Origin of the sequence: Marinobacterium nitratireducens, assembly GCF_014645375.1 — a bacterium.
Taxonomy (GTDB): Bacteria; Pseudomonadota; Gammaproteobacteria; order Pseudomonadales; family Balneatricaceae; genus Marinobacterium_A; species Marinobacterium_A nitratireducens.
In genome coordinates this window covers 298,315-320,685 of record NZ_BMLT01000007.1, presented here as the reverse complement: position 1 = coordinate 320,685, position 22,371 = coordinate 298,315, and the positions used below count along the sequence as shown (strand labels likewise).

The 22,371-nt window shown below is 61.7% G+C and carries 17 protein-coding genes; 11 read left to right on the top strand and 6 right to left on the bottom strand.

Translation table 11 applies throughout. From position 1 onward, the window contains the following. Positions 1-392: 392 nt before the first annotated feature. From IEX85_RS15450 to IEX85_RS15435, 4 genes are all read right to left on the bottom strand, one after another. Positions 393-1,895 carry a CoA-acylating methylmalonate-semialdehyde dehydrogenase gene (locus IEX85_RS15450; protein WP_188861499.1) on the bottom strand — a complete coding sequence of 501 codons (1,503 nt, stop codon included), beginning with the start codon at positions 1,893-1,895 and terminating at the stop codon, positions 393-395. A 65-nt stretch (positions 1,896-1,960) separates the two neighbouring features. Then, positions 1,961-2,860 carry a myo-inosose-2 dehydratase gene (iolE, locus tag IEX85_RS15445; protein WP_188861498.1) on the bottom strand — a complete coding sequence of 300 codons (900 nt, stop codon included), beginning with the start codon at positions 2,858-2,860 and terminating at the stop codon, positions 1,961-1,963. A 42-nt stretch (positions 2,861-2,902) separates the two neighbouring features. After that, entirely contained in the window at positions 2,903-4,753 is a 1,851-nt protein-coding gene (iolD, locus tag IEX85_RS15440) for a 3D-(3,5/4)-trihydroxycyclohexane-1,2-dione acylhydrolase (decyclizing) (RefSeq protein WP_188861497.1), read from the bottom strand. Between the two features lie 31 nt (positions 4,754-4,784). Further along, positions 4,785-6,707, bottom strand: coding sequence for a bifunctional 5-dehydro-2-deoxygluconokinase/5-dehydro-2-deoxyphosphogluconate aldolase (locus IEX85_RS15435; RefSeq protein WP_188861496.1), 1,923 nt, complete (start codon positions 6,705-6,707; stop codon positions 4,785-4,787). Between the two features lie 439 nt (positions 6,708-7,146). On the opposite strand from IEX85_RS15435, the gene IEX85_RS15430 reads away from it, so the two are divergent. The 5 genes from IEX85_RS15430 to IEX85_RS15410 all read left to right on the top strand — a co-directional run bounded on the left by IEX85_RS15430 (position 7,147) and on the right by IEX85_RS15410 (position 13,322). Next, positions 7,147-7,989, top strand: coding sequence for a MurR/RpiR family transcriptional regulator (locus IEX85_RS15430; RefSeq protein ID WP_188861495.1), 843 nt, complete (start codon positions 7,147-7,149; stop codon positions 7,987-7,989). Between the two features lie 33 nt (positions 7,990-8,022). Then, complete coding sequence (gene iolB, locus IEX85_RS15425) at positions 8,023-8,829, top strand: 5-deoxy-glucuronate isomerase (protein ID WP_188861494.1); 807 nt, start codon at positions 8,023-8,025, stop codon at positions 8,827-8,829. Between the two features lie 582 nt (positions 8,830-9,411). Continuing rightward, on the top strand, positions 9,412-10,404 hold the full coding sequence (locus IEX85_RS15420) for a carbohydrate porin (protein WP_188861493.1): 993 nt from the start codon (positions 9,412-9,414) through the stop codon (positions 10,402-10,404). Between the two features lie 290 nt (positions 10,405-10,694). Beyond that, positions 10,695-11,723 carry a substrate-binding domain-containing protein gene (locus IEX85_RS15415; protein WP_188861492.1) on the top strand — a complete coding sequence of 343 codons (1,029 nt, stop codon included), beginning with the start codon at positions 10,695-10,697 and terminating at the stop codon, positions 11,721-11,723. Positions 11,724-12,296: 573 nt separating this feature from the next. Continuing rightward, on the top strand, positions 12,297-13,322 hold the full coding sequence (locus tag IEX85_RS15410; RefSeq protein ID WP_188861491.1) for a substrate-binding domain-containing protein: 1,026 nt from the start codon (positions 12,297-12,299) through the stop codon (positions 13,320-13,322). 38 nt (positions 13,323-13,360) lie between these two features. Here the strand turns inward: IEX85_RS15410 and IEX85_RS15405 are convergent, their stop codons facing one another. Then, positions 13,361-14,416, bottom strand: a complete 1,056-nt coding sequence (locus IEX85_RS15405) for a sugar ABC transporter substrate-binding protein (protein ID WP_188861490.1) — start codon at positions 14,414-14,416, stop codon at positions 13,361-13,363. Between the two features lie 234 nt (positions 14,417-14,650). Between IEX85_RS15405 and IEX85_RS15400 the strand changes: the two genes are divergently transcribed. Then, on the top strand, positions 14,651-16,903 hold the full coding sequence (locus tag IEX85_RS15400; RefSeq protein WP_188861489.1) for an adenylate/guanylate cyclase domain-containing protein: 2,253 nt from the start codon (positions 14,651-14,653) through the stop codon (positions 16,901-16,903). Beyond that, positions 16,900-17,022 carry a hypothetical protein gene (locus tag IEX85_RS24145; protein WP_268238088.1) on the top strand — a complete coding sequence of 41 codons (123 nt, stop codon included), beginning with the start codon at positions 16,900-16,902 and terminating at the stop codon, positions 17,020-17,022. The genes IEX85_RS15400 and IEX85_RS24145 overlap by 4 nt, the downstream gene beginning before the upstream one ends. Here IEX85_RS24145 and IEX85_RS15395 read toward each other — a convergent pair. Then, positions 17,013-17,861, bottom strand: a complete 849-nt coding sequence (locus IEX85_RS15395) for a helix-turn-helix transcriptional regulator (protein ID WP_188861488.1) — start codon at positions 17,859-17,861, stop codon at positions 17,013-17,015. The two genes, IEX85_RS24145 and IEX85_RS15395, sit on opposite strands and share 10 nt — an antisense overlap. Positions 17,862-17,984: 123 nt before the next feature. Here IEX85_RS15395 and iolE (IEX85_RS15390) point away from each other — a divergent pair, with 123 nt between their 5' ends. The 4 genes from iolE (IEX85_RS15390) to iolG all read left to right on the top strand — a co-directional run bounded on the left by iolE (IEX85_RS15390) (position 17,985) and on the right by iolG (position 22,361). Continuing rightward, positions 17,985-18,902 carry a myo-inosose-2 dehydratase gene (gene iolE / locus IEX85_RS15390; protein ID WP_188861487.1) on the top strand — a complete coding sequence of 306 codons (918 nt, stop codon included), beginning with the start codon at positions 17,985-17,987 and terminating at the stop codon, positions 18,900-18,902. Positions 18,903-18,984: 82 nt separating this feature from the next. Next, the gene (locus IEX85_RS15385; RefSeq protein ID WP_188861486.1) at positions 18,985-20,157 is read left to right on the top strand and encodes a Gfo/Idh/MocA family protein; all 1,173 of its coding nucleotides are present in this window, start codon (positions 18,985-18,987) and stop codon (positions 20,155-20,157) included. A gap of 30 nt (positions 20,158-20,187) precedes the next feature. Continuing rightward, positions 20,188-21,321, top strand: coding sequence for a Gfo/Idh/MocA family protein (locus IEX85_RS15380; RefSeq protein ID WP_188861485.1), 1,134 nt, complete (start codon positions 20,188-20,190; stop codon positions 21,319-21,321). Then, entirely contained in the window at positions 21,318-22,361 is a 1,044-nt protein-coding gene (gene iolG, locus IEX85_RS15375; protein WP_188861484.1) for an inositol 2-dehydrogenase, read from the top strand. Before IEX85_RS15380 ends, iolG begins: the two co-directional genes overlap by 4 nt. Positions 22,362-22,371: the final 10 nt, after the last annotated feature.

Sequence of the window (22,371 nt, the reverse complement as noted above, 5' to 3'; positions counted from 1 at the left end):
AGCGCGCCCCTGATTTCGATAGCGGACGGCGACCGGGCATAAAAAATGGGAGCCTGAGGCTCCCAAAAGGGTCTCAGGTAACCGTGAAACCTGAGTGGAGAGACAAGCAGTGATAGTGGTGTAGTAATAATTCGTAGGATGGGTGGAACGACGTTTTGGCACAGTGTATCCGTCACTGATGCAGCCAGGGCGTCGTGCAACCCATCGCGGGGTGTCAGATCCGTACTACACAAGCCAGAACCATTGATGGGTTACGCCGCGTCAAATTCGCTAGACGCGATTAACGGAGTACCAATGCGGCTCCATCCATCCTACGGATTGATCGCAGGGGTTCACTTTAATCTGTGAAGAACCTAAAAAAGGGAGGCGGATACCGCCTCCCCGGGGGCAGGTTACTTCATCGTCGGCATCGAGAACTCGGCGCCGGCGCGCAGACCGGTCGGCCAGCGAGCGGTGATGGTCTTCATCTTGGTGTAGAAACGGACGCCGTCAGGACCGTGCATGTGCAGCGGACCGAACAGCGAGCGCTTCCAGCCGCCGAAGCTGTGGAATGCCATCGGTACCGGGATAGGCACGTTGACGCCGACCATGCCAACCTCGATTTCCTCGCAGAACTGACGCGCGCTGTCGCCGTCACGGGTGAAAATGGCGGTGCCGTTGCCATACTCGTGCTCGTTGATCAGCCTGACCGCCTCCGCGTAGGAGTCGACGCGGACCACCGACAGTACCGGGCCAAAGATCTCCTCGTCGTAGATGCGCATGCCGGGCTTGACGTTGTCGAACAGGGTCGGGCCGACGAAGTAGCCGTTCTCGTGGCCTTCGTAGACGAATTTGCGGCCATCGGCGACCAGGCTGGCGCCTTCCTCGACGCCGGAGTCGATGTAGCCCTTGACCTTGTCGGCATGCTGGCGGCTGATCAGCGGGCCCATGTGGGCTTCTTCCGGCAGGCCAATGCCGGGGCCGACGCGCATGGTGCCGATTTCTGTTTTCAGCTTCTCGATCAGGGTATCCGCGACTTCGTCACCGACGCAGACGGCAACAGAGATCGCCATGCAGCGCTCGCCGGCGGAGCCGTAGGCGGCGCCCATCAGTGAACCGACCACCTGCTCGGGATCGGCGTCCGGCATCACCACCATATGGTTCTTGGCGCCACCCAGCGCCTGAACACGCTTGCCGTGCTCGCTGGCGGTCTTGTAGATGTACTCGGCCACCGGCGTGGAGCCAACGAAGCTGACCGCGGCGATGCGGTCGTCGGTCAGCAGCACATCGACCGCTTCCTTGTCACCGTTGACGATGTTGAAGACGCCCTTCGGCAGGCCGGCTTCGGCCAGCAGCTCGGCCAGGCGATAGGTGGTGCTCGGGTCCTTCTCCGACGGCTTCATCACGAAGGTGTTGCCGCAGGCGATGGCGATCGGGAACATCCACATCGGCACCATGGCCGGGAAATTGAACGGGCTGATACCGGCGCAGACGCCAACCGGCTGCATCTTGGAGTAACTGTCGACGCCGCGGCCGACGTTGAGGCTGTGTTCGCCCTTGAGCAGGTGCGGGATACCGCAAGCGAATTCGACCACTTCGAGGCCGCGGGTCAGTTCACCCTTGGCATCGGAGAACACCTTGCCGTGTTCGGAGGTGATCATTTCGGCCAGCTCGTCGGCGTGCTCTTCGATCAGGGCCTTGAACTTGAACAGGATGCGGGCGCGGTTCAGCGGGGTGACCTTGCTCCAGGTCTTCAGCGCTTCGGCAGCGGCAGCGATGGCGCCGCGGGTTTCATCGGCGGTGGACAGCGCCACGTTCAGGCTCGGCTCGCCGGTGGCCGGATTGAAGACTTCTGCGGTGCGACCGCTCTGGCTCGCGACGGCTTCGTTGTTGATGTAGTTACCCAGGGTCTGCATTGTGTTGACCTCTTGTATGCGTGTCGGTGGCGACCGGCGTCTCCGGTCGCACAAGTTCTTATGGTTTAGCGTCGGATATCGAGACCGGCTTCCTTGCAGAAGCGTTGCAGGCCGTCGTGTCCAAGCCGCGCGTAGGTCATCGGGTGGGCGACCGACGGGTCCTGCTCCGCCTCGACCACCAGCCAGCCCTCGTAGTTGCTGGCCTTGAGCTGTTTGAACAGGCTCGCGTAGTCGATGAAGCCGTCGCCGGGTACGGTGAATACACCGTTGAGCACCGCGTCGAGGAAGCTCAGATCACGGTTCTTGGCGTCGATCATCACCTCACGGCGGATATCCTTGCAGTGTACGTGTACGATGCGGTCGGCATGGCGCTGCTGGATTGCCAGCGGATCACCGCCCGCGTAGGTCAGGTGGCCGCTGTCCAGCAGCAGGCCGACGGCGTCGGAGGTGCCGGCCATCAGGCGGTCGATCTCCTCCTCGGTTTCGACCACGGTGCCCATATGGTGGTGGTAGGCGATCTGCACACCCTGTTCGAGGCAGTACTTCGCCATCACGTCGATGCGCTCGAGCAGCAGGTCCCACTGCTCGTCGGTCATCATGGGGCGCTTGCTGACCGGCGTTTCACGCTGGCCGTGGACGCAGCCGGTGACCTCGCAGAACACCATCGCCTTGGCGCCCAGGGACTTGAGCAGGTGCAGGTGCTCCTGGATCGCCTCGATCTCCTCCTCGGCGCTGCGTTCGAGCAACTGGCTGCTGTACCAGCCGGAGACCAGGCTCAGGCCGTGCTTGTCGAGGATCGGCCCCAGCGCCTCGGGGGTGCGGGGGAATTTGTGACCCAGCTCGAAACCGCTGTAGCCGGCTTCGCGGCCTTCGCTGAGGCAGGTCTCAAGCGGCGTCTCGGCGCCCAGCGCCGGCATGTCGTCGTTGGTCCAGGTCAGCGGGTTGATGCCCAGTCGTACGCTCATCTTATTCTCCTGAAAATATTATCGCGTGGCTGACAAAACGGTTTAAAGGTTCTTCTGCTGGCGTGCCTTGAAGCTCTCGTAGCGGCGGCGCGCTTCAACCACTTCGTCGCGTGCGGACACTTCCGGTACCGCGACATCCCACCAGGAACCCCCTTCTTCGGTGACGTTGAGCGCGTCGGTGTCGAGGGTGATCAGGTAGCTGATATCGGAGGCCTTGGCGCGTTCCAGCGCCGCTTCCAGCTCCTTGATGTTGCCGACCTTCTCGGAGCGCGCGCCGAGTGCCGCCGCGTGGGCTGCGAAATCGGTCTTCGGCGCACCGCTCTCGACAGTGAGGCAGTCGTCGAGCAGGTTGTTGAACCCGGGACCGCCGCAGAACTGCTGCAGGCGGTGGATACAGCCGTAGCCACGGTTGTCGAGTACCACCATGATCACCTTGTAGCCGAGCATCACCGAGGTGGCGATCTCGGAGTTCAGCATCAGGTAGGAGCCGTCACCGACCATCACGAACACTTCGGAGTCGGGCTTGGCCATCTTGGCGCCGAGACCGCCAGCCAGCTCGTAACCCATGCAGGAGTAGCCGTACTCCATGTGGTAGCCCTTGTCGAAGCGGGTGCGCCAGAGTTTCTGCAGTTCGCCCGGCAGGCCACCGGCGGCGCAGACGACGATGTCCTTGTCGCCGGCGGCACGGTTGACCGCACCGACCACTTCGGCGTCGGTCGGCAGGTTGGTGCCGCGATCGCTGGTAGCGACATCGACGGTCCGGTTCCACTGGTTGCGCAGCTCGGCCGCCTTCTCGATCCAGCCGCCCTCGGGCTGCCAGCCGTCAAGGCCGGCCAGCACCTGCGGCAGCGTCAGCTTGGCATCGCCGACCAGCGGCTGGCCCTTGTGCTTGATGGCGTCGAATGACGCGACGTTGATGCACAGCAGTTTGGCATCCGGGTTGATCATGGCGCGGGAGCCGGAGGCGAAGTCGCCCAGGCGGGTACCAACAGCGATGATCAGGTCGGCTTCGGCGGCCAGTGTGTTGGTCGAGGCCGCGCCGGTGACGCCGATGGTGCCCATGTTCTGGCTGTGGTCCCAGGGCAGGGCACCCTTGCCGGCCTGCGTCTCGCCGACCGGCAGGTGGCAGCGGCTTACCAGCGCGTCCAGCTCCGCGAGGGCGCCGGAGTAGTGGACGCCGCCACCGGCGACAACCAGCGGCTTCTTCGCCTGGCGGATCAGCGCGATCGCTTCTTCCAGTTCGGCCAGGTCCGGCGCCTGACGGCGCAGGCGGTGGATCTTCTCGTCGAAGAAGTGTTCCGGATAGTCGTACGCCATGGTCTGGACGTCCTGCGGCAGCGCCAGGGTGACCGGACCGCACTCGATGGGGTCGGTCAGCACGCGCAGTGCCTGCGGCAAGGAGGTCAGCAGCTGCTCGGGACGGGTGATGCGGTCGAAGAAGCGGCTCACCGGCTTGAAGCAGTCGTTGGAGGTCAGCGTATGATCGTGGAAGTTCTCGACCTGCTGCAGCACCGGATCCGGCAGACGGGTGGCGAAGGTGTCACCCGGCAGGAACAGCACCGGCAGGCGGTTGACGTGCGCCACGGCCGCAGCTGTGACCATGTTCACCGAACCGGGACCGGCCGAAGCGGTGCAGGCCATCATCTGCTGGCGGTTCAGCGTCTTGGTGTAGGCGATGGCGGCGTGGGCCATACCCTGTTCGTTATGTGCACGGTAGGTCGGCAGCTTGTCGCGGACCTGGTACAGGGCTTCGCCGACGCCGGCAACGTTGCCGTGGCCGAAGATCGCCCAGACGCCTGCGAACAGCGGCTTGACCTCGCCATCGATCAGCACCTTCTGCGCGGTCATGTAACGGATCACCGCCTGTGCCATGGTCAGTCGGATGGTTTTCATTGTTACGCTCTCCAATTCTTGAAAGGCCTGTTTAGCTGGCCTTGCGCTCGCGCCAGTACTGAATCAGTTGCAGGTAGTTCTTGCTGACGGCATCGACCAGGCCTTCGTCGTCCAGGTCCCCGGCCAGCCATTCACGGCTTTCCTTGGCCCACAGGGTGCGGCCGATGGTGAAGCCCTTGCAGATATCGACACCGGCACTGTTGTTAAAGCCTTCGCGGATCTCGTCGGGCGGTGCGTCCAGCCCCAGCAGTACCACGCCGCGGCAGTGCGGAGCGCGGGTCTTGATCAGCTCGCTGAGCTTGGCCCAGGTGGCGCGGCTCGGCGACGGCAGCTTCCACCAGTCCGGGCGGATGCCGAGGTTGTAGAAACGTGCCAGTGCGCGGGGCAGGGTGTTGTCGTCCTGCGGCATATCCTTGGGCGGAATGATCTCCAGCAGCAGCTCGTGTCCAGAGGCGCAGCATGCCTTGTACAGCTCCTTCGCCTGGCGTTCCTGGGCCAGCCGGATCTCGACCGGCTGATCCGGATGGTAGAAGATCAGGCACTTGACCACGTGTTCCTGCGGCCAGGACTTCAGGCGGGAACCGATGGAGCGACCGCCTTCCAGCTCGATCGGCATCGAGGAGGGCAGTTCCACCGGGCGGCCGATCCACCAGCCGCGGCCGGTGACGTCGTTCAGCGCATCCTGTCCATAAGTATCGTCGATCAGCACGCCAACATTGCCGTTGAGACCGGCCTGCCCGGCGCCACGCTCGGTTGCCTTGACCAGCAGGCGCTTGAGGTGTTTGACCCGGGCCGGGTCGGCGCCGGTTTCACGCGCCATGTCGAACAGCTGCTTGCGGTGGTCGAACGCCAGACCGCAGATCTCGTTCCACTCGCCGGCACTGCGGGTGGTGACGCGATGCAGGTAGTTCAGCTCGGTATCCTGGTCCGGTCGCGGAATGGACTCGGCGCGCTCGAGGTAATAGTCGAGTTCCTCGGCGCTCGGGATCGCCGGTGCGCAACCGTGGCGCGAGACCACCAGGGCGCCGCAGGCGTTGGCGTAGGCGCAGCAGCGCTCTGCGCTTTCGCCCCGGATCCAGCCGCGCATAAAACCGGACATGAAGGCATCGCCCGCGCCCAACACGTTCAACACGTCGACGCGCACGCCGGTGAAGACATCGAACGCTTCCATGCTGTCGGGGATGGCGCCGTCCAGTACGGTACAGCCGAGGGCGCCGAGCTTGAGCACGATGGTGGCGTCGGTCAGTTCGCGGATCTTCTTCAGCGCGGCGATGGTATCGGTGCTGCCGCCGGCGATATGCACTTCTTCCTCGGTCCCGACGATCAGGTTGCAGTAGGGCAGCACCGTCTGCAGGTGCGCACTGACGCCGTCATCGGATACGAAGCGGTTCTCGCCCTCGCCAAGGCCGGTCAGGCCCCACAGCACCGGACGGTAGTCGATATCGAGCACGACCTTGGTGCCGGCGGCGCGGGCGTACTCCATCGCGGTCTTGCTGGCTGCATAGGTCTGCTCGGTGGAGAAGTGGGTGCCGGTGATCAGCAGCGCCTTGCTCGAGGCGATGAACTCGGGCGAGAAGTCGTCCTTGTCGAGGGCCATGTCGGCGCAGTCGCGGCGGTAGAAGATCAGCGGGAAGGTGTCCTGGTCCTTGATACCGAGGATCACCAGGCCGGTCAGTCGTTCGGGGTCGGTCTTGACGTGGCTGACATCGACGCCGGCGCGGGCCAGCTCCTCTCGAACGAAGCGTCCCATATGCTCGTCGCCGACCCGGGTCAGCATGGCGGATTTGAGGCCCAGGCGGGCGGTACCGAAGGCGATGTTGCCGGAAGATCCGCCAACGTACTTGGCGAAACCCGACATGTCCTCGAGGCGGCTGCCGATCTGTTCGCCGTAAAGGTCGACGGCGGCGCGGCCAAGGCAGATAACATCCAGCGGCCGGTCGTTGAAGTTGCTCATACGTTGAGTCTCCTGGGCCGCTTCTCCGAGCGGCGTCTTTATTTATTGTCGGTCTTGTCAGCGTCTTCGCCACCGGGTCGGGTCGGCGAAAACTGCTTGCGTCCCGCTTTGGTGACTGTCTGAGCCGAGAATAGAATAAAAATTCCATAACGGCAATAGAATAGAAAATATTTTTTATTTATGTGGCCCGGCTCGGATCTGTCCAGGAGTGCTCCTCAACAGACGAACGCCCGGAGCTCTATGTTTCCGGAGTTTTGGAATGCAATTTCCCTGTTGCAATAAAGTGGAATAAATGTTTTATTTAGTGGTGCCAGAACGACAAAAAGAGCACTTCAGCGGCCTGCGCCCCGGGTAACGATGCCTGACTGTTTGGAATTTCCATTCCATTTTTGGTTCGCTAGGGTTATACAGAAGCTCTGGACAACAGAGGATGGTAACCATGTCATCAGCACCACAATCACTGGCCGATCTAAAGTCGGCGATTGCCGAACAGCATCCGAGCCTGAGTAAGCGCCTGCGCCAGGTGGCGCAGTACGTGATCGATCATCCCAACGAGATCGCCTTTGGCACCGTTGCGGTCATTGCCAAGGATGCTGACGTTCATCCGTCGACGCTGGTACGTTTCGCAAACGCCTTTGGCTACAGCGGTTTCAGCGAGATGCAGCGGCTGTTTCAACAGAAACTGCTGCAGGAGTCGCCGAGCTACACCGATCGCGTCCGCTTCCTGCGCGAGGAGTTCGGTGACGACTCCGGCGAGACACCGCTGCAACTGCTGTCCCAGTTCGCCAATGCCAATGCCAGTGCGCTGGACCAGCTGCGAAACACCATCGATGGAGCCGATCTCGAAAAAGCGATCGATATCCTTGCCGAGGCCGAGTCGACCCATGTGGTCGGTGTACGACGCGCCTTTGTCGTTGCCACTTACTTTGCGTATGCGCTGCGGCATATCGACCGCCGCGCCTACCTGATCGACGGCGTCGGTGGCATGTACAAGGAGCAGGGCAGCTCGGTTGGGGAGAAGGACGCGGTAATCGCGACCAGCTTTCATCCTTACGCCCCCGAAACCCAGGAAGTCGCCAGGGCGGCGGTGGAAAAGGGCGTGCCGTTGATTCTGATCACCGACAGCCAGCTGAGCCCGCTGGCCAACAGCGCCTCGGTCTGCTTCGTGGTCCGCGACGCCGAGGTGCATGGCTTCCGCTCGCTGAGCTCAACGCTTTGCCTGGCTCAGGCGCTGTCGATCGGCCTGGCCTACCGAATGGAAAAACAGCGCGAAGCCGGTTAGCTCGCGCTTCACTCAACACAATAAGGTGACCCCATGTCCAGACTGCTTTCCAAGCCTTCAGCGCCCGATGAACAGGGTTGTATCCAGCGCATCACACCGGCGTCCGCCGGCTGGGACTATGTTGGTTTCGAGGTCTACCGGCTGCAGCCCGGTCAGGTGCTTGAGCAGGCCACCGGGGACCAGGAGCTATGCCTGGTGCTGGTCAGCGGCCGTGCCGACGTCGCCACGGCGAGCGAAAGCTGGAAGGACCTTGGCGAACGCATGAGCGTGTTCGAGCAGAAGGCACCCTATGCGGTCTACGTGCCGCCGTCGGACAACTTCGTTGTCACGGCCACCACCGAGCTGGAGCTGGCGGTCTGCAAGGCGCCGGCCAAGGGAGAGTATCCGGCACGCCTGATTACGCCTGCCGACACTAGCTATGAAACCCGTGGCCAGGGCACGAACCAGCGCCATGTATGCAACATCCTGTTCGGTAACATGGTCGCCGAGCGGCTGCTGGTCTGCGAAGTCTTCACGCCGGGAGGCAACTGGTCCAGCTACCCGCCGCACAAGCACGACCGCGATGCGGCACCGGCCGAGACGCAGCTCGAAGAAACCTACTACCATCGCATCAACCCGCCGCAGGGCTTCGCCTTCCAACGCGTTTACACCGACGACCGCAGGCTCGACGAGACCATGGCGGTGGAAGACCGTAACGTGGTGATGGTCCCCGAAGGTTACCATCCGGTCGGCGCACCGCACGGCTACGACCTCTACTACCTCAACGTCATGGCGGGCCCCGAACGCACCTGGATCTTCCATAACGATCCCGATCACGAGTGGCTGCTGAAGAAGGGCTAAGAATCGGTTCTTAAGTCCAATGACACCGCTCGTCGGATTATGTTCGGTGGCGAGCGGTACTTGGCCGGGGTCCGTTTTTATTCGAAATTCTGGTGTGGTAAAAGCCTAGAAATAGATGCGTGCTGTAGCTTTTGTCAGGCCGTGTTGTGCTTTGGGTAAAACGAAGTTTTGCCTAAAAACGACGATTATTCTGTCTATTATCTAGATTAGACTGCCATCTTGTTTTCTGGCGCCGATATGACTGCTAGTATTATATATATTGCAGGGATTTCGATCGCTATTATTAAATGTTCAGTTTCACCAGAAAGTTATGCAATGCCGCCTTAAGTGCTGATCACGGCTACAGTCATGGCACAGGCGCTTGCTCAGTCGCTCCGTAAGATATTATTGGTTTTGCGGTCGCGAAAAAATTAAGAAGAAATTAAGTTTTTGTGTCTGTCGATATTTGTATTGGGGTTTGTTTAGTATAGGCGGCGTGAAATTAATCACCCGCAGTGTTCTGTATTATGTCTGACTGATAATAAAAGACATTTTGCAGGCATAAATAAAAATCTCTCAATAAAAATAACGGTAGATAATCGAATGCTCGCTAAAAACCATAACTATGGTACTGCTGCATTGCTTTCCATTTTTACGCTGGCGCTAGGGACCGCCGGACAGGTGCAGTCGGCCAGCCTGAATCCCACCTTCAGCCTCGATGCCAATATCGAACTCGACACCGATGCCGTCGACGACGGTCCAGGTTCCACCGAGTACACGCAGGGTGGGCGCGTCGAAGCCAATCTTCGGGGTGAAATCCGCTCCGAACGCTATTTCGTGCGCGGCAAAGGCACGCTGATCCTGGCCAAGGACTCCGATACGCACACCGATGACATGTGGATCCAGTTCGGCGAACAACGCTGGGACCTGCAATTCGGCCGCTTCGAGGCGATCGACCTCTTTCCCAAGGGTAAGGACACTCTGATCGTACACGCCGGCGGCGCACCGGTGTATGAGGCGAACCTGGTACGGGGCCGGGTCGGTACCGACGGGGGCCAGATCGCGCTGCACCTGAACGGCAACAGCAGCTTCGGCTTCGAACTCGCAACCCTGTTCGGAGACGACAACGACGATGGTACCAACGAGGATGCGGTGACCGGCGTCCGCCCGGTGCTGACATTCAGCGGCGACGGCTTTTCGGCTCGGCTGGGATATGAGTTCCAGAACGTCGACCTTGAAAGCGGCGACGAGATCGACCAGCAGGGTGTCGGCGGAGGCGTCAGCTTCGCGCTGGGCGAGGCGCTGGTCAATCTGAACGCGGCATGGCTCGACAACGATAATGACGACTTCGAGGTCACCACCTTTGGTGCCAACCTGGTGTACGGACGTTTCGGCTTGGGCCTGATCCATTCCGAAACTGATAACGACGCCGGGGCGGACCCGGAGGTCACCACCACCTACGCCGCCTACACGCTGCCGCTGTTTGATATCGACAACGCCAGCGTCACCTTCGCGGTGTCGGGCTCGACGGCAGACAACGTCGGCGAAGACGACTCCGCCTACGGTGGTCGTCTGCGGTTTAATTACACCTTCTAACGAGAAACAAAATGCAACCTTTCCTCTGATTACCTTGACCGGCGGCCCCTGGCTCCGCCGGTTTTTATGTACAGGGATGTACTTATCCTGCGTGTACAGGGACGCACCGAAGCGGGGTTTGTACAGGGATGTACGTATCCTGCGCGCGCAGGGACGACTTTCACCGGTTCAGGGGACTATGGAATCGGTATTCCCGCCATCGCTGGCGGTCATCCTGTCGGCGCATGGAAGCAGGAACGCAGGGTTTGTTAATGCCGGCCCAGGGGGGTGGCAATACAGGCTGAACGACGATGCAGAACAACAAGAAACTGACGATCAAGGAGATTGCGGCGCGACTGCAGGTCTCGACCGCCACGATATCCAATGCCTTCAACCGGCCTGACCAGCTTTCCGTCGAATTGCGAGAGCATATTCTTGCTGAATGTAATCGCATCGGGTACGCGGGACCCGGGGCCGGTCGGCGTCGCCTCGGCGGAAGCGGGGTGATCGGTGTCATTTTCGGCACTGAACTTGCCCGTAGTCTCGATGACGACGAAACAAGGGCGCTAATATGCGGTTTAGCCGGGGAGCTGGACCATCGCGGCAAGGCGCTATTGATGCTGTCAAACTCCGCGATCGGGCTGAGCGTTCTGGAACACCGCGGAGCTGCGCTGATTGAGGGGGTCATTTGCATCGGAGAAACCGAAGTCCCGCGATTAGGCGAGCGGTTTAGCCGATGTGGCGTCGTCGCCCTGGAGACGCAGCTGGAGGGGGTGCCATCGGTCAGAGTGGACCACTATGCCGGCGCGCGGGCGGCGGTGCTGCACGGGATCCGACGGCCGGTGACATCCGCCGCGGTACTGGTCCCGCGGCTTTTGCGCAGTGCGCCGGTGTGTCGTGTGCAGGAGGCCGACGCGCTTGCGCGGGGCGATGGCAGGGACGTCCAGCGATTGCTGGGCTGTCTCGATACCCTGGACGCCAGTGGCCTGGGACGGGCGCCTGGACGTATCTGGCATCTGCCCGACACGGGTTCTTTGACGGCACGACAGGCGGCCAGGGAGGCGCTGGAATGCCATCCCCGACCTGACCTGCTGCTGTGTATGGACGACCGTATCGCGATGGCGGCGATCGACGTAGCCACGGAGCTCGGTTTGAGTGTGCCCGAAGACCTGCGCGTACTGGGTTATGGTGGTACGGTGCCGCAGCCCCTGCTGACGACGGTGGTTCAACCCGAAGCCAGGGCGCTGGGCCGACTGGCAGCAAAAATGTATTTTGGTGACGTGGCCGAAAGCGACTGCCTGTTGGCGCCGCAGCTTCGCGTTGGGGCGAGTTGTCCCTGAAGCACGCCAGTGAGCGGCGCGCGTTACCGAGCCGGTCGGGAGATAACGCTGCTGTCGGCCGAACACGGTTACCGCCGTGTCGGCTACATGTGCGGACCCGTCGGTGAGTCGACCGAGCTGAAAAGGCCGGAATGCCCTGGCTTCCCCGTAGCCGAATCACTGCGGTTCCTGGGGCGACCCGACAAACCGTGTGGCGGCCGCACCACCAGATCGCAGGCACAATCGGCGGCCGGGCGGGAAATTGCATAGACTGAACGAGAATAACAACAACACGCGTCTAGTCCGATGCCGCACCTTCACCGACGGTCGATAAAATCGCTCTTCCGATTCGGCGCCGTCGCCCTGTCGCTCGGCGCCATGGCGCATGCCGGCGTGTCCGATGCCGGTTGATGAATGCGGGTAAAGTAGCCATGCTGTTTCCTGTAGCGAACAGAATCCGCAACGTTGCCATATCCGCTTGAGGTCTTGCCTTTTGGCGCCTGCGGCGGGCGCCGGCTTGTCGGGCCGGCATCAAGCTAGAATGCCTAAGCGCTGATCTGCTCGCGCTTTCTGTGGCAAAACAGGACGACCCCGATGACGTTTCCCAAGCTGGTGATGACGTGTCTCGTTGCGATGTCGATGCTGCTCACCTCCACTGCTGTACCGGCAAAAATGTACCGTTTCGTGATGGTCTCGCACATCGGCGCCCAGGATCCGAACATGAACTGGCTGACGCTGGCGCTGGCGGATTTCGAAAAGCACTATCCCAATGTCTTCACCGAATACGTCGGCGGCGAGACCAACTCGGCTGAAGAGTTGGCAAGCAACCTGCAGCGGGTCATCGCCACGGATCCGGACGGCATCGCCGTATCCGTCACCGACGCCGCTATTCTGGAGGGGCCTATTCGCAAGGCCCTCGACAAGGGCATCCCGGTCGTCGCCTTCAACGTCCCCGATTCCCGTCCCGCGGACGAGCGTATACCCTACATGACCTATGTTGGCGGTGACGAGTATCTGACGGGCTACAAAACCGGGATCTATGCGCTGGAAAAAGCCAGGGCCGGTGATGTGCCGATGCCGACCAAGGTCGTCTGCGCGCTGCTTTCAGCCGATCATGCCGGGCTGCGCGAGCGCTGTCGCGGTATCGAGGACGCTTTCCGGCAGGTCGGTGCCACGGCCGACTACCTCGTGACCGGCATCGAGCGGGAGCAGTTCCAGGATACCCTCAGGGATTACCTCGGGGGCCATCCAGAGGCCAACTATATTCTCAACATGGGCGATTTCACCGCCCCCTGGTCCTGGCGGGTGTCCAACGAACTGGGACTCGACCCCGATGTGGACGACAGGGGCATGACGATCCTGGCCGTTGGCGTGGGGCCGATCGGGCTTTCGGGCATCAAGAACGGGCATCTGCTCGTGACGTCCGAGCAGGGGTTCTGGTTGCAGGGCTACATCCCGATGGAGTGGCTCTACTGGTACCTCGAGATGGGCTACCGGGCCCAGTCCGATATCATTACCGGCCCCGTGATGGTCGATATGAGCAACCTCGACAAGATGGACAAGCTCTCGCGGGCCGTCTTTGGCGCAGGGTCGGAAAATGCGTCGGCCTGGAAACCGTAACCGGCGCATGAATCGGGTCGGCGCCATTCACGAGCGGATTACTGGTAGTCGGCCACATTCTCCGAGGTAATCAGGTGGATACTGTCGTACAGCAGCGCCGGCGGGAACAATACGCCGGACTGCAGGTGTCGCACCATCAGTTGCACTGCGCGACGGGCCTGCTGTTTCGGTGCCTGGGCTATGGTGGCATGGAGGCGTCCGGTGCGAATGGCGAGCAGCGCATCGGCGTTGGCGTCGAAGCCGGTAACTAGAATATTGTGGCGTCCGGCTTTGGCTATGGCGTCGGCGGCACCAAGCGCCATGACATCATCCGCGGCCATGATCGCATCCACCTGCTGAAAGCGCTGCAGCCACTCCGCCGTGATCGCTTCGGCCTGATGTCGCTGCCAGTTGGCCGTGCCCATACTTAGCACGTTGATATCCCCTTCGCTGAGCCCCGCGATCATGCCGTTGCGCCGGTCCAGTGCGTTCTGGTTCCCTGGCGGCCCTTCCAGGATCAGCAGGTTGCCCTTACCGCCCAGTTGCTCGACCATCCAGCGTCCCAGCAGCCTGCCGGCGCCGAAATTGTCGAAACCGACAAAGGTCAGGATATGGTCCGCGTTCAATGGTGTGTCATAGACCAGGACAGGAATTCCGGACGCAACCGCTTTTTCCACGACCGGAGAGAGACGGTTGCTGTCCAGCGGGGCGATGATGATGCCGTCGGTACGCCCCTCGGCGATAAGCGCGTCGACCTGCTTGATCTGTTGCTCGATCGCGAACCGGTCGACGCCGAGCACGCGCACGAAGGTGCCCATCTCTTTGCTGCCCGATTCGGCGCCTTCGTGCGTGCGACGCCAGTACGGGCTGGCCCAGGCGAAGTTCTTCATCAGGAAGGCGATCCGCCAGGGGGTCTTCGAGCGGATCCGGACCGATGGTCCGTAGCGATTGATGCTCGATGTCAGATGCGCCTGGTTGTCGGCCAGAACCTGGGAGGGTTCGTGGCGCCGCGATGCTTCCCCGGCATCGGGCCCGCAACCGGCCAGCAAGCCGGCGAACAGCAGCCCGGCCAGCAGCGGCAGCAACTTCGGATACCCGTCCCGGATCCCGCCCATCGTGTTTCTCCTGCGGATCCCGCCAATGCTATCAGTGTATGAAACCTGGGCCCCGTTGCCATCGCCACAGGCACTGACTGCCTCCGGTGGCCGTTTCGGCGGCGCCGCGGCAGCGGGGGGAGCCCGGGCGGCATCGCAATAAATCTCTTAGACTGCAAGGAGCGAGTCCCGACAATATCAATAAGAGTCATCTGTGATGATCCGGTGCGAGCGAAATTTAGCGGGAGGTTTCCTGTGATTCCCCCGCGCCCGTCAGACGCCAACATCGCTTTCCGGCGGCGGGATGGCGGTCGCGGAAAGCGTGCAAGCGGGTATCGCTCCGGTTACCGCCGCAGGCACCACCGGGTGGCAGGTGGCTCGCTGCCGGAGGGGCGGGGCCCATTCGCCGGGCTCGGCCGCTACAGGCTGCCGGGGCCGGGGGCCTCGCTCGGACGGCGCCTGTACAAACGCGTGCTGGTGCTGGCGCTGATTGCCATGGCGGGTCTTATTTTCGCAATGATGATCAGCCTGTTCGGTACCTTTGACCGTCTCGAACGCCACTTCCGCGAGGTGGCGATGCGGGCCAATTTCGCCTTCGACAGCTATATTCTCGATGTTCGCAGCGACCTGCTGGCGACCGGTGATGCCCTCGGCCGCACCGAAAACCGCAACGAGTTGCTGCGTCAACTGATCGCCCGTCGGCCGACGCTGTTTGCGCTGCAACTGATCGACCCCGACGGTCGGATACTGGTGCAACGCAACCGGGTGGGTCAGCCGCTGCAGGGCGGTATCGTCGAGCAGCCCTGGCTGGGCAGCGTGAGTCTGGGACAAGCTTGGCTCGGACCGGTCGATTTTGGCGACGTCAGTGTGCCCACGGTGCGGCTGGCTGTACCGGTCAGTGACGAGCTTGGGGTATTTGCCGCAACCTTGCTGGCCCAGTTCGACCTGACGACGCTCTGGAGTCTCGCCATCAGCCTGCCTGTGGGCGAAACCGGCTATGCGTATATAGCCGATGGACAGGGACAGCTGATCGCGCACCGCAATCTGCGCATCTTGCATGCCCGCCAAACGCTCGGCGAGCAGATCGGGCGCACGCCGGTCGAGATAGCCGACGGCGATCTGCACTTTTACACAAGTCTCTACGGGGCGCCGGTCATCGGTTTCGGCATGGCGCTGCAGGAGGCGCCCTGGTACGCCATCGTCGAGTTGCCGCTGCGCGAGGCCCTGGGGCCGGCGGTGATCCAGATCATAGTGCTGGTACTGGCACTGCTGATGGCGGGATTGCTGGTACGCAGCATCGTGCTCTTCACCTTCGTGCATATGCTCGAGCCCCTGGCCCTGCTGCAAAAGGGTGTCGAGCGGCTGCAGACCGGTGATCTGACGACCCGTACAAGACTGCCGGATGGCCATGGCGAGCTGACAGGACTGAGCCACGCCTTCGACCGCATGACGGAGCAACTGCAGTCGCGTGAGCAGCAGCTGCGCCAATCGCTGGTTGAGACTACCGAGCTGAAAAACCTGCTCGACAATGTTTTTTCATCCATCATCAGTGGCGTGCTGACGACCGATCTCGACGGACGTATCACCCTGTGCAACCTGGCGGCGCTGCAGATCCTTGGCCACGATGACAGCGCCGATCTGATCCATCGCCGGGTCGAGGAGCTGGAAGCGCCTTTGAACCGGCTGTTGCCGGCACGCCTAAAGGAGGTCTGCGGCAATCAAAAGCCACTGATCGGGCTGGAAGTAAGCGCCGAGTTGCCCGGCCGAGGGCAGCGGTGCTGGCGGTTGAACCTGTCGGCGTTGCGCGGTGCCCGCCAGATACTGGGAATCGCCATCGTGCTCGACGACGTTACCGAGATGCGGCGGATGGAAGCGCAGCGCCGGCTGCTGGAGCACATGGTATCGCCGGCGATTCTGACGCAGATCGACCCGGAGCGGCTGCGGCTCGGCGGCCAGCGCAAAACCATCAGCATCCTGTTCGCTGACATCCACGGCTTCACCGCCATCAGCGAACGCCTGACTCCGGAAGCGCTGGTGGAGCTGCTGAACGCTTACCTAGGAGCCATGGCCGACGCGGTGCTGACGGAGGAGGGCACCATCGACAAGTTCCTAGGCGACGCCGTCATGGCCTGGTTCAACGCGCCGTTGCCGCAGCCCGACCATGCGCTGCGCGCGGTACGGACGGCACTGCGGATTCGGGATGCCTTTGCCGAGCTGCACCTCCGGCTACCGGAAGCACAGTGCCTCTCGTTCGGCATCGGCATCCATGTCGGCGACGCCGTCCTTGGGTTGATCGGCACAGAGGAGCGGGTCGAGTACACCGCCATCGGTGACGACGTCAATACCGCCAAGCGGCTTCAGGAACACAGTGGCGTCAACCAGATTCTTATCAGCCGAAGTGTCCATCCATTGGTGGCGGATGCGGTCGAGGTGAGGGCACTGGATCCGATCAGGGTCAAGGGAAAGCATAAGCGGCTGGAGGTGTACGAGGTGCTGGGGCTTAAATGAAAGATCCGGGATCTGATCCACTTTCCGCCGATTCGACCCATGACGCTGCCGGTGCTCTTCCCTATCAGGATGCTGGCGAGGCAGTGGTCAAGCTCATGGCGCAGGCCATTCAATCCTGATCATGTTCGCAACAGGGTGGTTGACGGACATGCTGCCGGAAGGCGCGTGGCGACTGCCGGTACCGTTCCTTGAATAGCCTTGAGAAATGAAAAGGTGAGCTGAATCCGCACTGGTCGGCAATCGTCGACACTGCAATATCGGTTCGTTTGAGCAGCACTTCGGCGTGATTGAGTCGAAGTTGCCAGAGGTAGCGCATCGGCGTGGTGTCAAAACTGACCCTAAACTGGCTTATCAGGTGATTGACCGAGCAGTGGCACTGGTCGGCGATCTGCTTCAGTGTCAACGGCTGCTGGTAGTTTCCGGCCATATATTTGCAGGCCTCGCGTACCAAACGGGGCAGCGGGATCGGACGCTTGCTTTCCGGCAGCGCATCCAGCGACAGGTAACAGTGCAGCAATGCCTCGCCGAGCTTGATTAGCGCTATGTGGTTGTCGACCTGGGTGGATCCGGTCATGGCTATTCCAAGCTCCATCAGTTGTTCCATCTCGGCAGTGATCGCCAGCTGCGCCGAAAGCGCTTCGAAGCGGTCATTGAAGCCTTCGGGAATCCGGTCGAAATCAAACTGGCACCAGCTGTGTTCGCTTGGTTGCTGTGAATGAAAGCGAAAATGCTCGTGTCGCCCCGGCAGCAGCAATGCCATATGACCCGGCAGCAGTGTTCTTGCGTTTCCATCCACCTCAATCTCCACCGCGCCGGAAATCAGGTGCACGAACTCCAGTCCGCGCTGAATCCTCGGGCCATGGGTGCCGCCGGGCGGATAGGTGACGCGGCCAAAGTAGACCTCCGTCGGTGCCGGGTTGAAAGTGATTTCAGACATGTTTTGAATAACGTCAGTCATGTACCGTGCTGTGAAGCTGCTGTAATTTTCTACTTCATTACGGGGTATGCAAGGTCTTTCTGTCTCAGCGACCGGTGCTTCCCGAATTCTCCAATAATAATTTCAGTCAATAACGGAGTCGCTATGTTCTATTCCCCTGCAACCATCAGGATTGGCATTAACCCGATCGGCTGGAGCAATGACGCCATGCCGGAGCTGGGGGGCGATACCCCGCTGGAAACCTGTCTGAGTGAAGCCGCGCAGGTCGGCTACAGCGGCATCGAAATGGGGGGCAAGTTTCCACGTGAAGCCGAGACGCTTAGCCAGGTGCTGGAGGGCCACGGCCTGCAGTTGATCTCGGGCTGGTACAGCGGCAACCTGGTCGCGCGCAGCGCCGACGAAGAGTGGCGGCTGGCGGGCCCGCATCTGCAACTGTTGGCGAGCCAGGGCTGCAAGGTGCTGGTCTACGCCGAAACCTGGAACGAAAGCTTTATGGAAATCTGCCGGCCGATGTCGACTCGCCCACTGATCGACGATACCGGCATGCAGGCGTATGCAGCACGACTGACCGAGTTTGCCGACCGTTGCCTCGCCGAATACGGAATCCGGCTGGGTATCCATCACCATATCGGTACCATCATCGAAAGTGGTGACGACATCGACCGGCTGATGGCGCTGGCTGGCCCCAGTGTCGGCCTTCTGCTCGATACCGGGCACTGCCTCTCCGGCGGGATCGATCCGATCGAGGTTCTGCGCAGGCATGGCGCGCGCGTCTGTCATGTGCACTGCAAGGATGTCCGGGCGCCGGAACTGGAAAAGGCCAGGGTGAAAGACCTCGGGTTCATGGAGGCTGTGCTGGAAGGCCTATACACCGTGCCCGGTGATGGCTGCATCGACTACCCGACGTTGTTGTCCGGTTTGAAAGCGCTGGGTTACCAGGGCTGGCTGGTGGTCGAGGCCGAACAGGATCCGGAGGTCGCGAACCCGCTTCAGTATGCGCGCATGGGATATGACTACCTGGAACGTACCGCCCGCACCGCCGGCTACGCCATCACCCGCTGAAACCAACCGCTCCGGCAGTAGCGTCATTTAATCGGCGCCGCTGTCGCCTGCGATATCGCTGACAACCGACAGGAAACCCTCGATGACAGACGCGACAATAAAAATCGGCCTGATTGGCTCCGGTTTCATGGGACAGGCTCACGCCGATGCCTACCGCCGGGCCGCCATGTTATATACCAACCTGCCAGCGACCCCGGTGCTGCACGCCGTCGCGGATGCCGGTCAGGCGCTGGCCGAAAAGGCCGCAGCCCGTTTCGGTGCGGCCCGCGCCTACGGTGACTGGCGTGCCCTGATCGAGGACCCCGAAGTCGACGTGGTCGATATCACCACACCCAACAGCCTGCACTTCGAGATGGCTATGGCCGCGATCGGTGCCGGCAAGCACGTCTACTGTGAGAAGCCGCTGGCGGTGTCATTGGAGGAGGCCGAAACAATGACCGCGGCGGCGCAGGCGAAGGGGGTCAAGACCTTCGTTGCGTTCAACAACATCAAGACGCCGGCGGCCATGCTCGCCCGACAGCTGATCGAGCGTGGCGAAATCGGCGAACCGATCCGCTTCCGCGGTACTTTCGATCAGGGATTTTTCTGCGATCCGGATCTGCCCTGGTCGTGGCGCTGCTCCCGCCAGAAGGCGGGTTCCGGCTCCCTCGGCGATCTCGGTTCACACGTCATCAGCGTGGCGCAGTTTCTGATGGGGGACTTCGACCGGGTGTGCGCCAATGCCCAGACCCTGTTCCCGAAGCGTCCGGTACCCAGTAGCGGGTCCGGATACGGCAGCAAGGTTGACACCGCGAGCGCCGAATACCGCGAGGTCGAAAACGAGGATCAACTGCAGTGCCTGGTGCGCTTCGGCTCCGGTGCCGGTGGCGTGATCGAATCGTCCCGCGTTGCCGCCGGCAAGATCTTCGGTATCAGTTGGGAGATTACCGGTACCGAGGGCACGATCATCAATGACGGCGAGCGCTTCAACGAGTTGCAGCTGTTTCGTTTTACCGACGCCAAGCGTGATCGCGGATTCAAGACGCTTTATGCCGGGTCCCAGGTACCGCAGTATTCGGCGTTCTTCGGTTTCGACTTCGGCGGCGGCGGACTTGGTTATTTCGACATCAAGGTGATCGAGGTCCACGACCTGGTGATGGGCATTAGCGGCGCTGCGGATTGTTTCCCGGATTTCGCCTTCGGCCTCCAGAATGAGCGCATCATCGATGCCATCGAGCGATCCCTCGAACGCGATGGCTGGGTCGGCGTGGCCTGACACCCGGTACAAGAACAACGAGGAGTGAACATGGCACGACAACTCAACTTCGGCGTGATCGGCAGCGGCTATATGGGTAAGGCATACGCTATTGCACTGCGGGCCCTGCCGACGGTGTTCCGGCTGCCGGCCGAGCCCATCTGCGACATGCTGGCGACGACCAGTGCAGGGCGCGCCGCGGAGCAGGCTCGGGAATTAGGATTTCGCCGCTCCACCGGTAACTGGCGCGAACTGGTCGAAGACCCTGCGATTGACGTGGTGGCAATCTGTTCGCCGACCTACATGCACCGGGAAATGGCGCTGGCCGCTATCGCTGCTGGCAAGCACGTGATCTGCGAAAAGCCGCTGGCGTTGTCCAGTGCCGAGTGCGCCGAGATGGCCGATGCGGCTGACAGAGCAGGCGTCTGTACCTTGGTGGGTTACAACTACATCAAGAATCCGGCTACGGCGCTAGCCCGGCAACTGATCGAAGCCGGCGAGATCGGCGAGATCGTGCATTTTCGCGGTACCCACAACGAAGATTTCCTGATGGATCCCGGTCTGCCGATGAGCTGGCGTTTGAGGAAGGCGTTTGCCAGCGAGGCGGGGGCGCTAGGGGATCTCGCGTCCCATATCATCAATGCCGCGCACTTCCTGTGCGGACCAGTGGCGGAGGTCATCGGCGAGAGCCAGATCATTCATGCGCAGCGTCCCAATACCGCAGGCGTGCTCGAGGCGGTGGAAAACGACGATCAGACCCAGTTCCTGCTCAGGTTCGAGAGCGGTGTGATGGGCTCGATCGAAGCCAGCCGCATTGCGGCGGGACGCAAAATGGGCCTGACCTACGAAATCGTCGGCACCCGCGGCACGCTCCTGTTCGACCAGGAGCGCCTGGCCGAGCTCAAGTACTACCGCGCCGACGATCCGCCCCATCTGCAGGGGTTCAGGACCATCTTGATCGGCCCCGAGCATCCTGACTACGGACATTTCTGTATCGGTACCGGTCACGGATTCGGCTACAACGACATGATCATGGTGGAGATGCGTGATCTGGTGGAAGGGATCTGCGGTGAGCGGCCGCTCTGGCCCCGGTTCCGCGATGCGGTGCATACGGCAGAGGTGGTCGATGCTGTTGGGCGGTCGCAGCGCGAGCGTCGCTGGGTGAAAGTGGGGGAAAGCGAATGAACCACAAGCAATTGACACTGGCGGTCTTCGGCACCGGGCGTATCGGTGCGGTGCACGCGCGAAACGCTGCTGCCCAGCCTGGCGTGGCAGTCAAGTACCTGGTCGATCCGATAGAGTCGGAAGCACGTCGCGCGATCGCCCTGCACAGCGGTGCCGCCATTGTCGATGCCGGGACGGTGTTCTCCGATCCGGATGTCGACGGCGTTATCGTCGCCAGCAGCACTGACACCCATACCGACCTGCTGCTGCAGGCAGCGCGGGCGGGCAAGGCGGTCTTCTGTGAAAAGCCGGTGAGCCTGGAGTTCGCGCAGGTGGTGCGCGTTGCGTCGATGATCCGGGAAAGCGGGATTCCCTGCATGCTGGGGTTCCAGCGCCGCTACGATCCCAATTTCCGCCTGGTGCGCGAGCGCATCGCCCAGGGAGCATCCGGCAATTTGGAGCAGATCATCATGACGACGCGGGATCCGTCGCCGCCGCCGGTCGAGTACGTGAAGCGTTCCGGTGGCCTGTTCCGTGATCAGGCTATACACGACTTCGACATGGCGCGCTTTCTGCTCGGGGAGGAAATCGCCACCGTCTACGCGGTGGGCGGTTGTCTGATCGATCCGGCGATTGGCGAAGCCGGTGATATCGATACCGCGATGATCACGCTGAAGTCGGTATCGGGTCGTTTCGTTCAGATGAACAACTGTCGCCGAGCAGCTTTCGGTTACGACCAGCGTCTCGAGGCGGTTTGCAGCCGGGAGGTGCTCAGCGTCGGCAACAGCCCGCAGCATAGCGTGACCGTGGCCGACGCCAAGGGCTTCACCGCGGCACCGCCCGAAAACTATTTCATCGAGCGTTTTGCCGAAGCCTATAGACTCGAGATGGCGGCGTTCATCGGGATGCTCCGCAATGGCACCAAGCCGCTTGCGGGCATCGAGGAGGGGTTGGAAGCCCAGCGCCTGGCGGAAGCCGCACAGCTGTCACTGGAAAGCGGTCAGCCGGTCGCTATTTATCCGGACTGGATGCCGGTTCGTGATCAAATCGCTATGCACTGACCCGGGATGC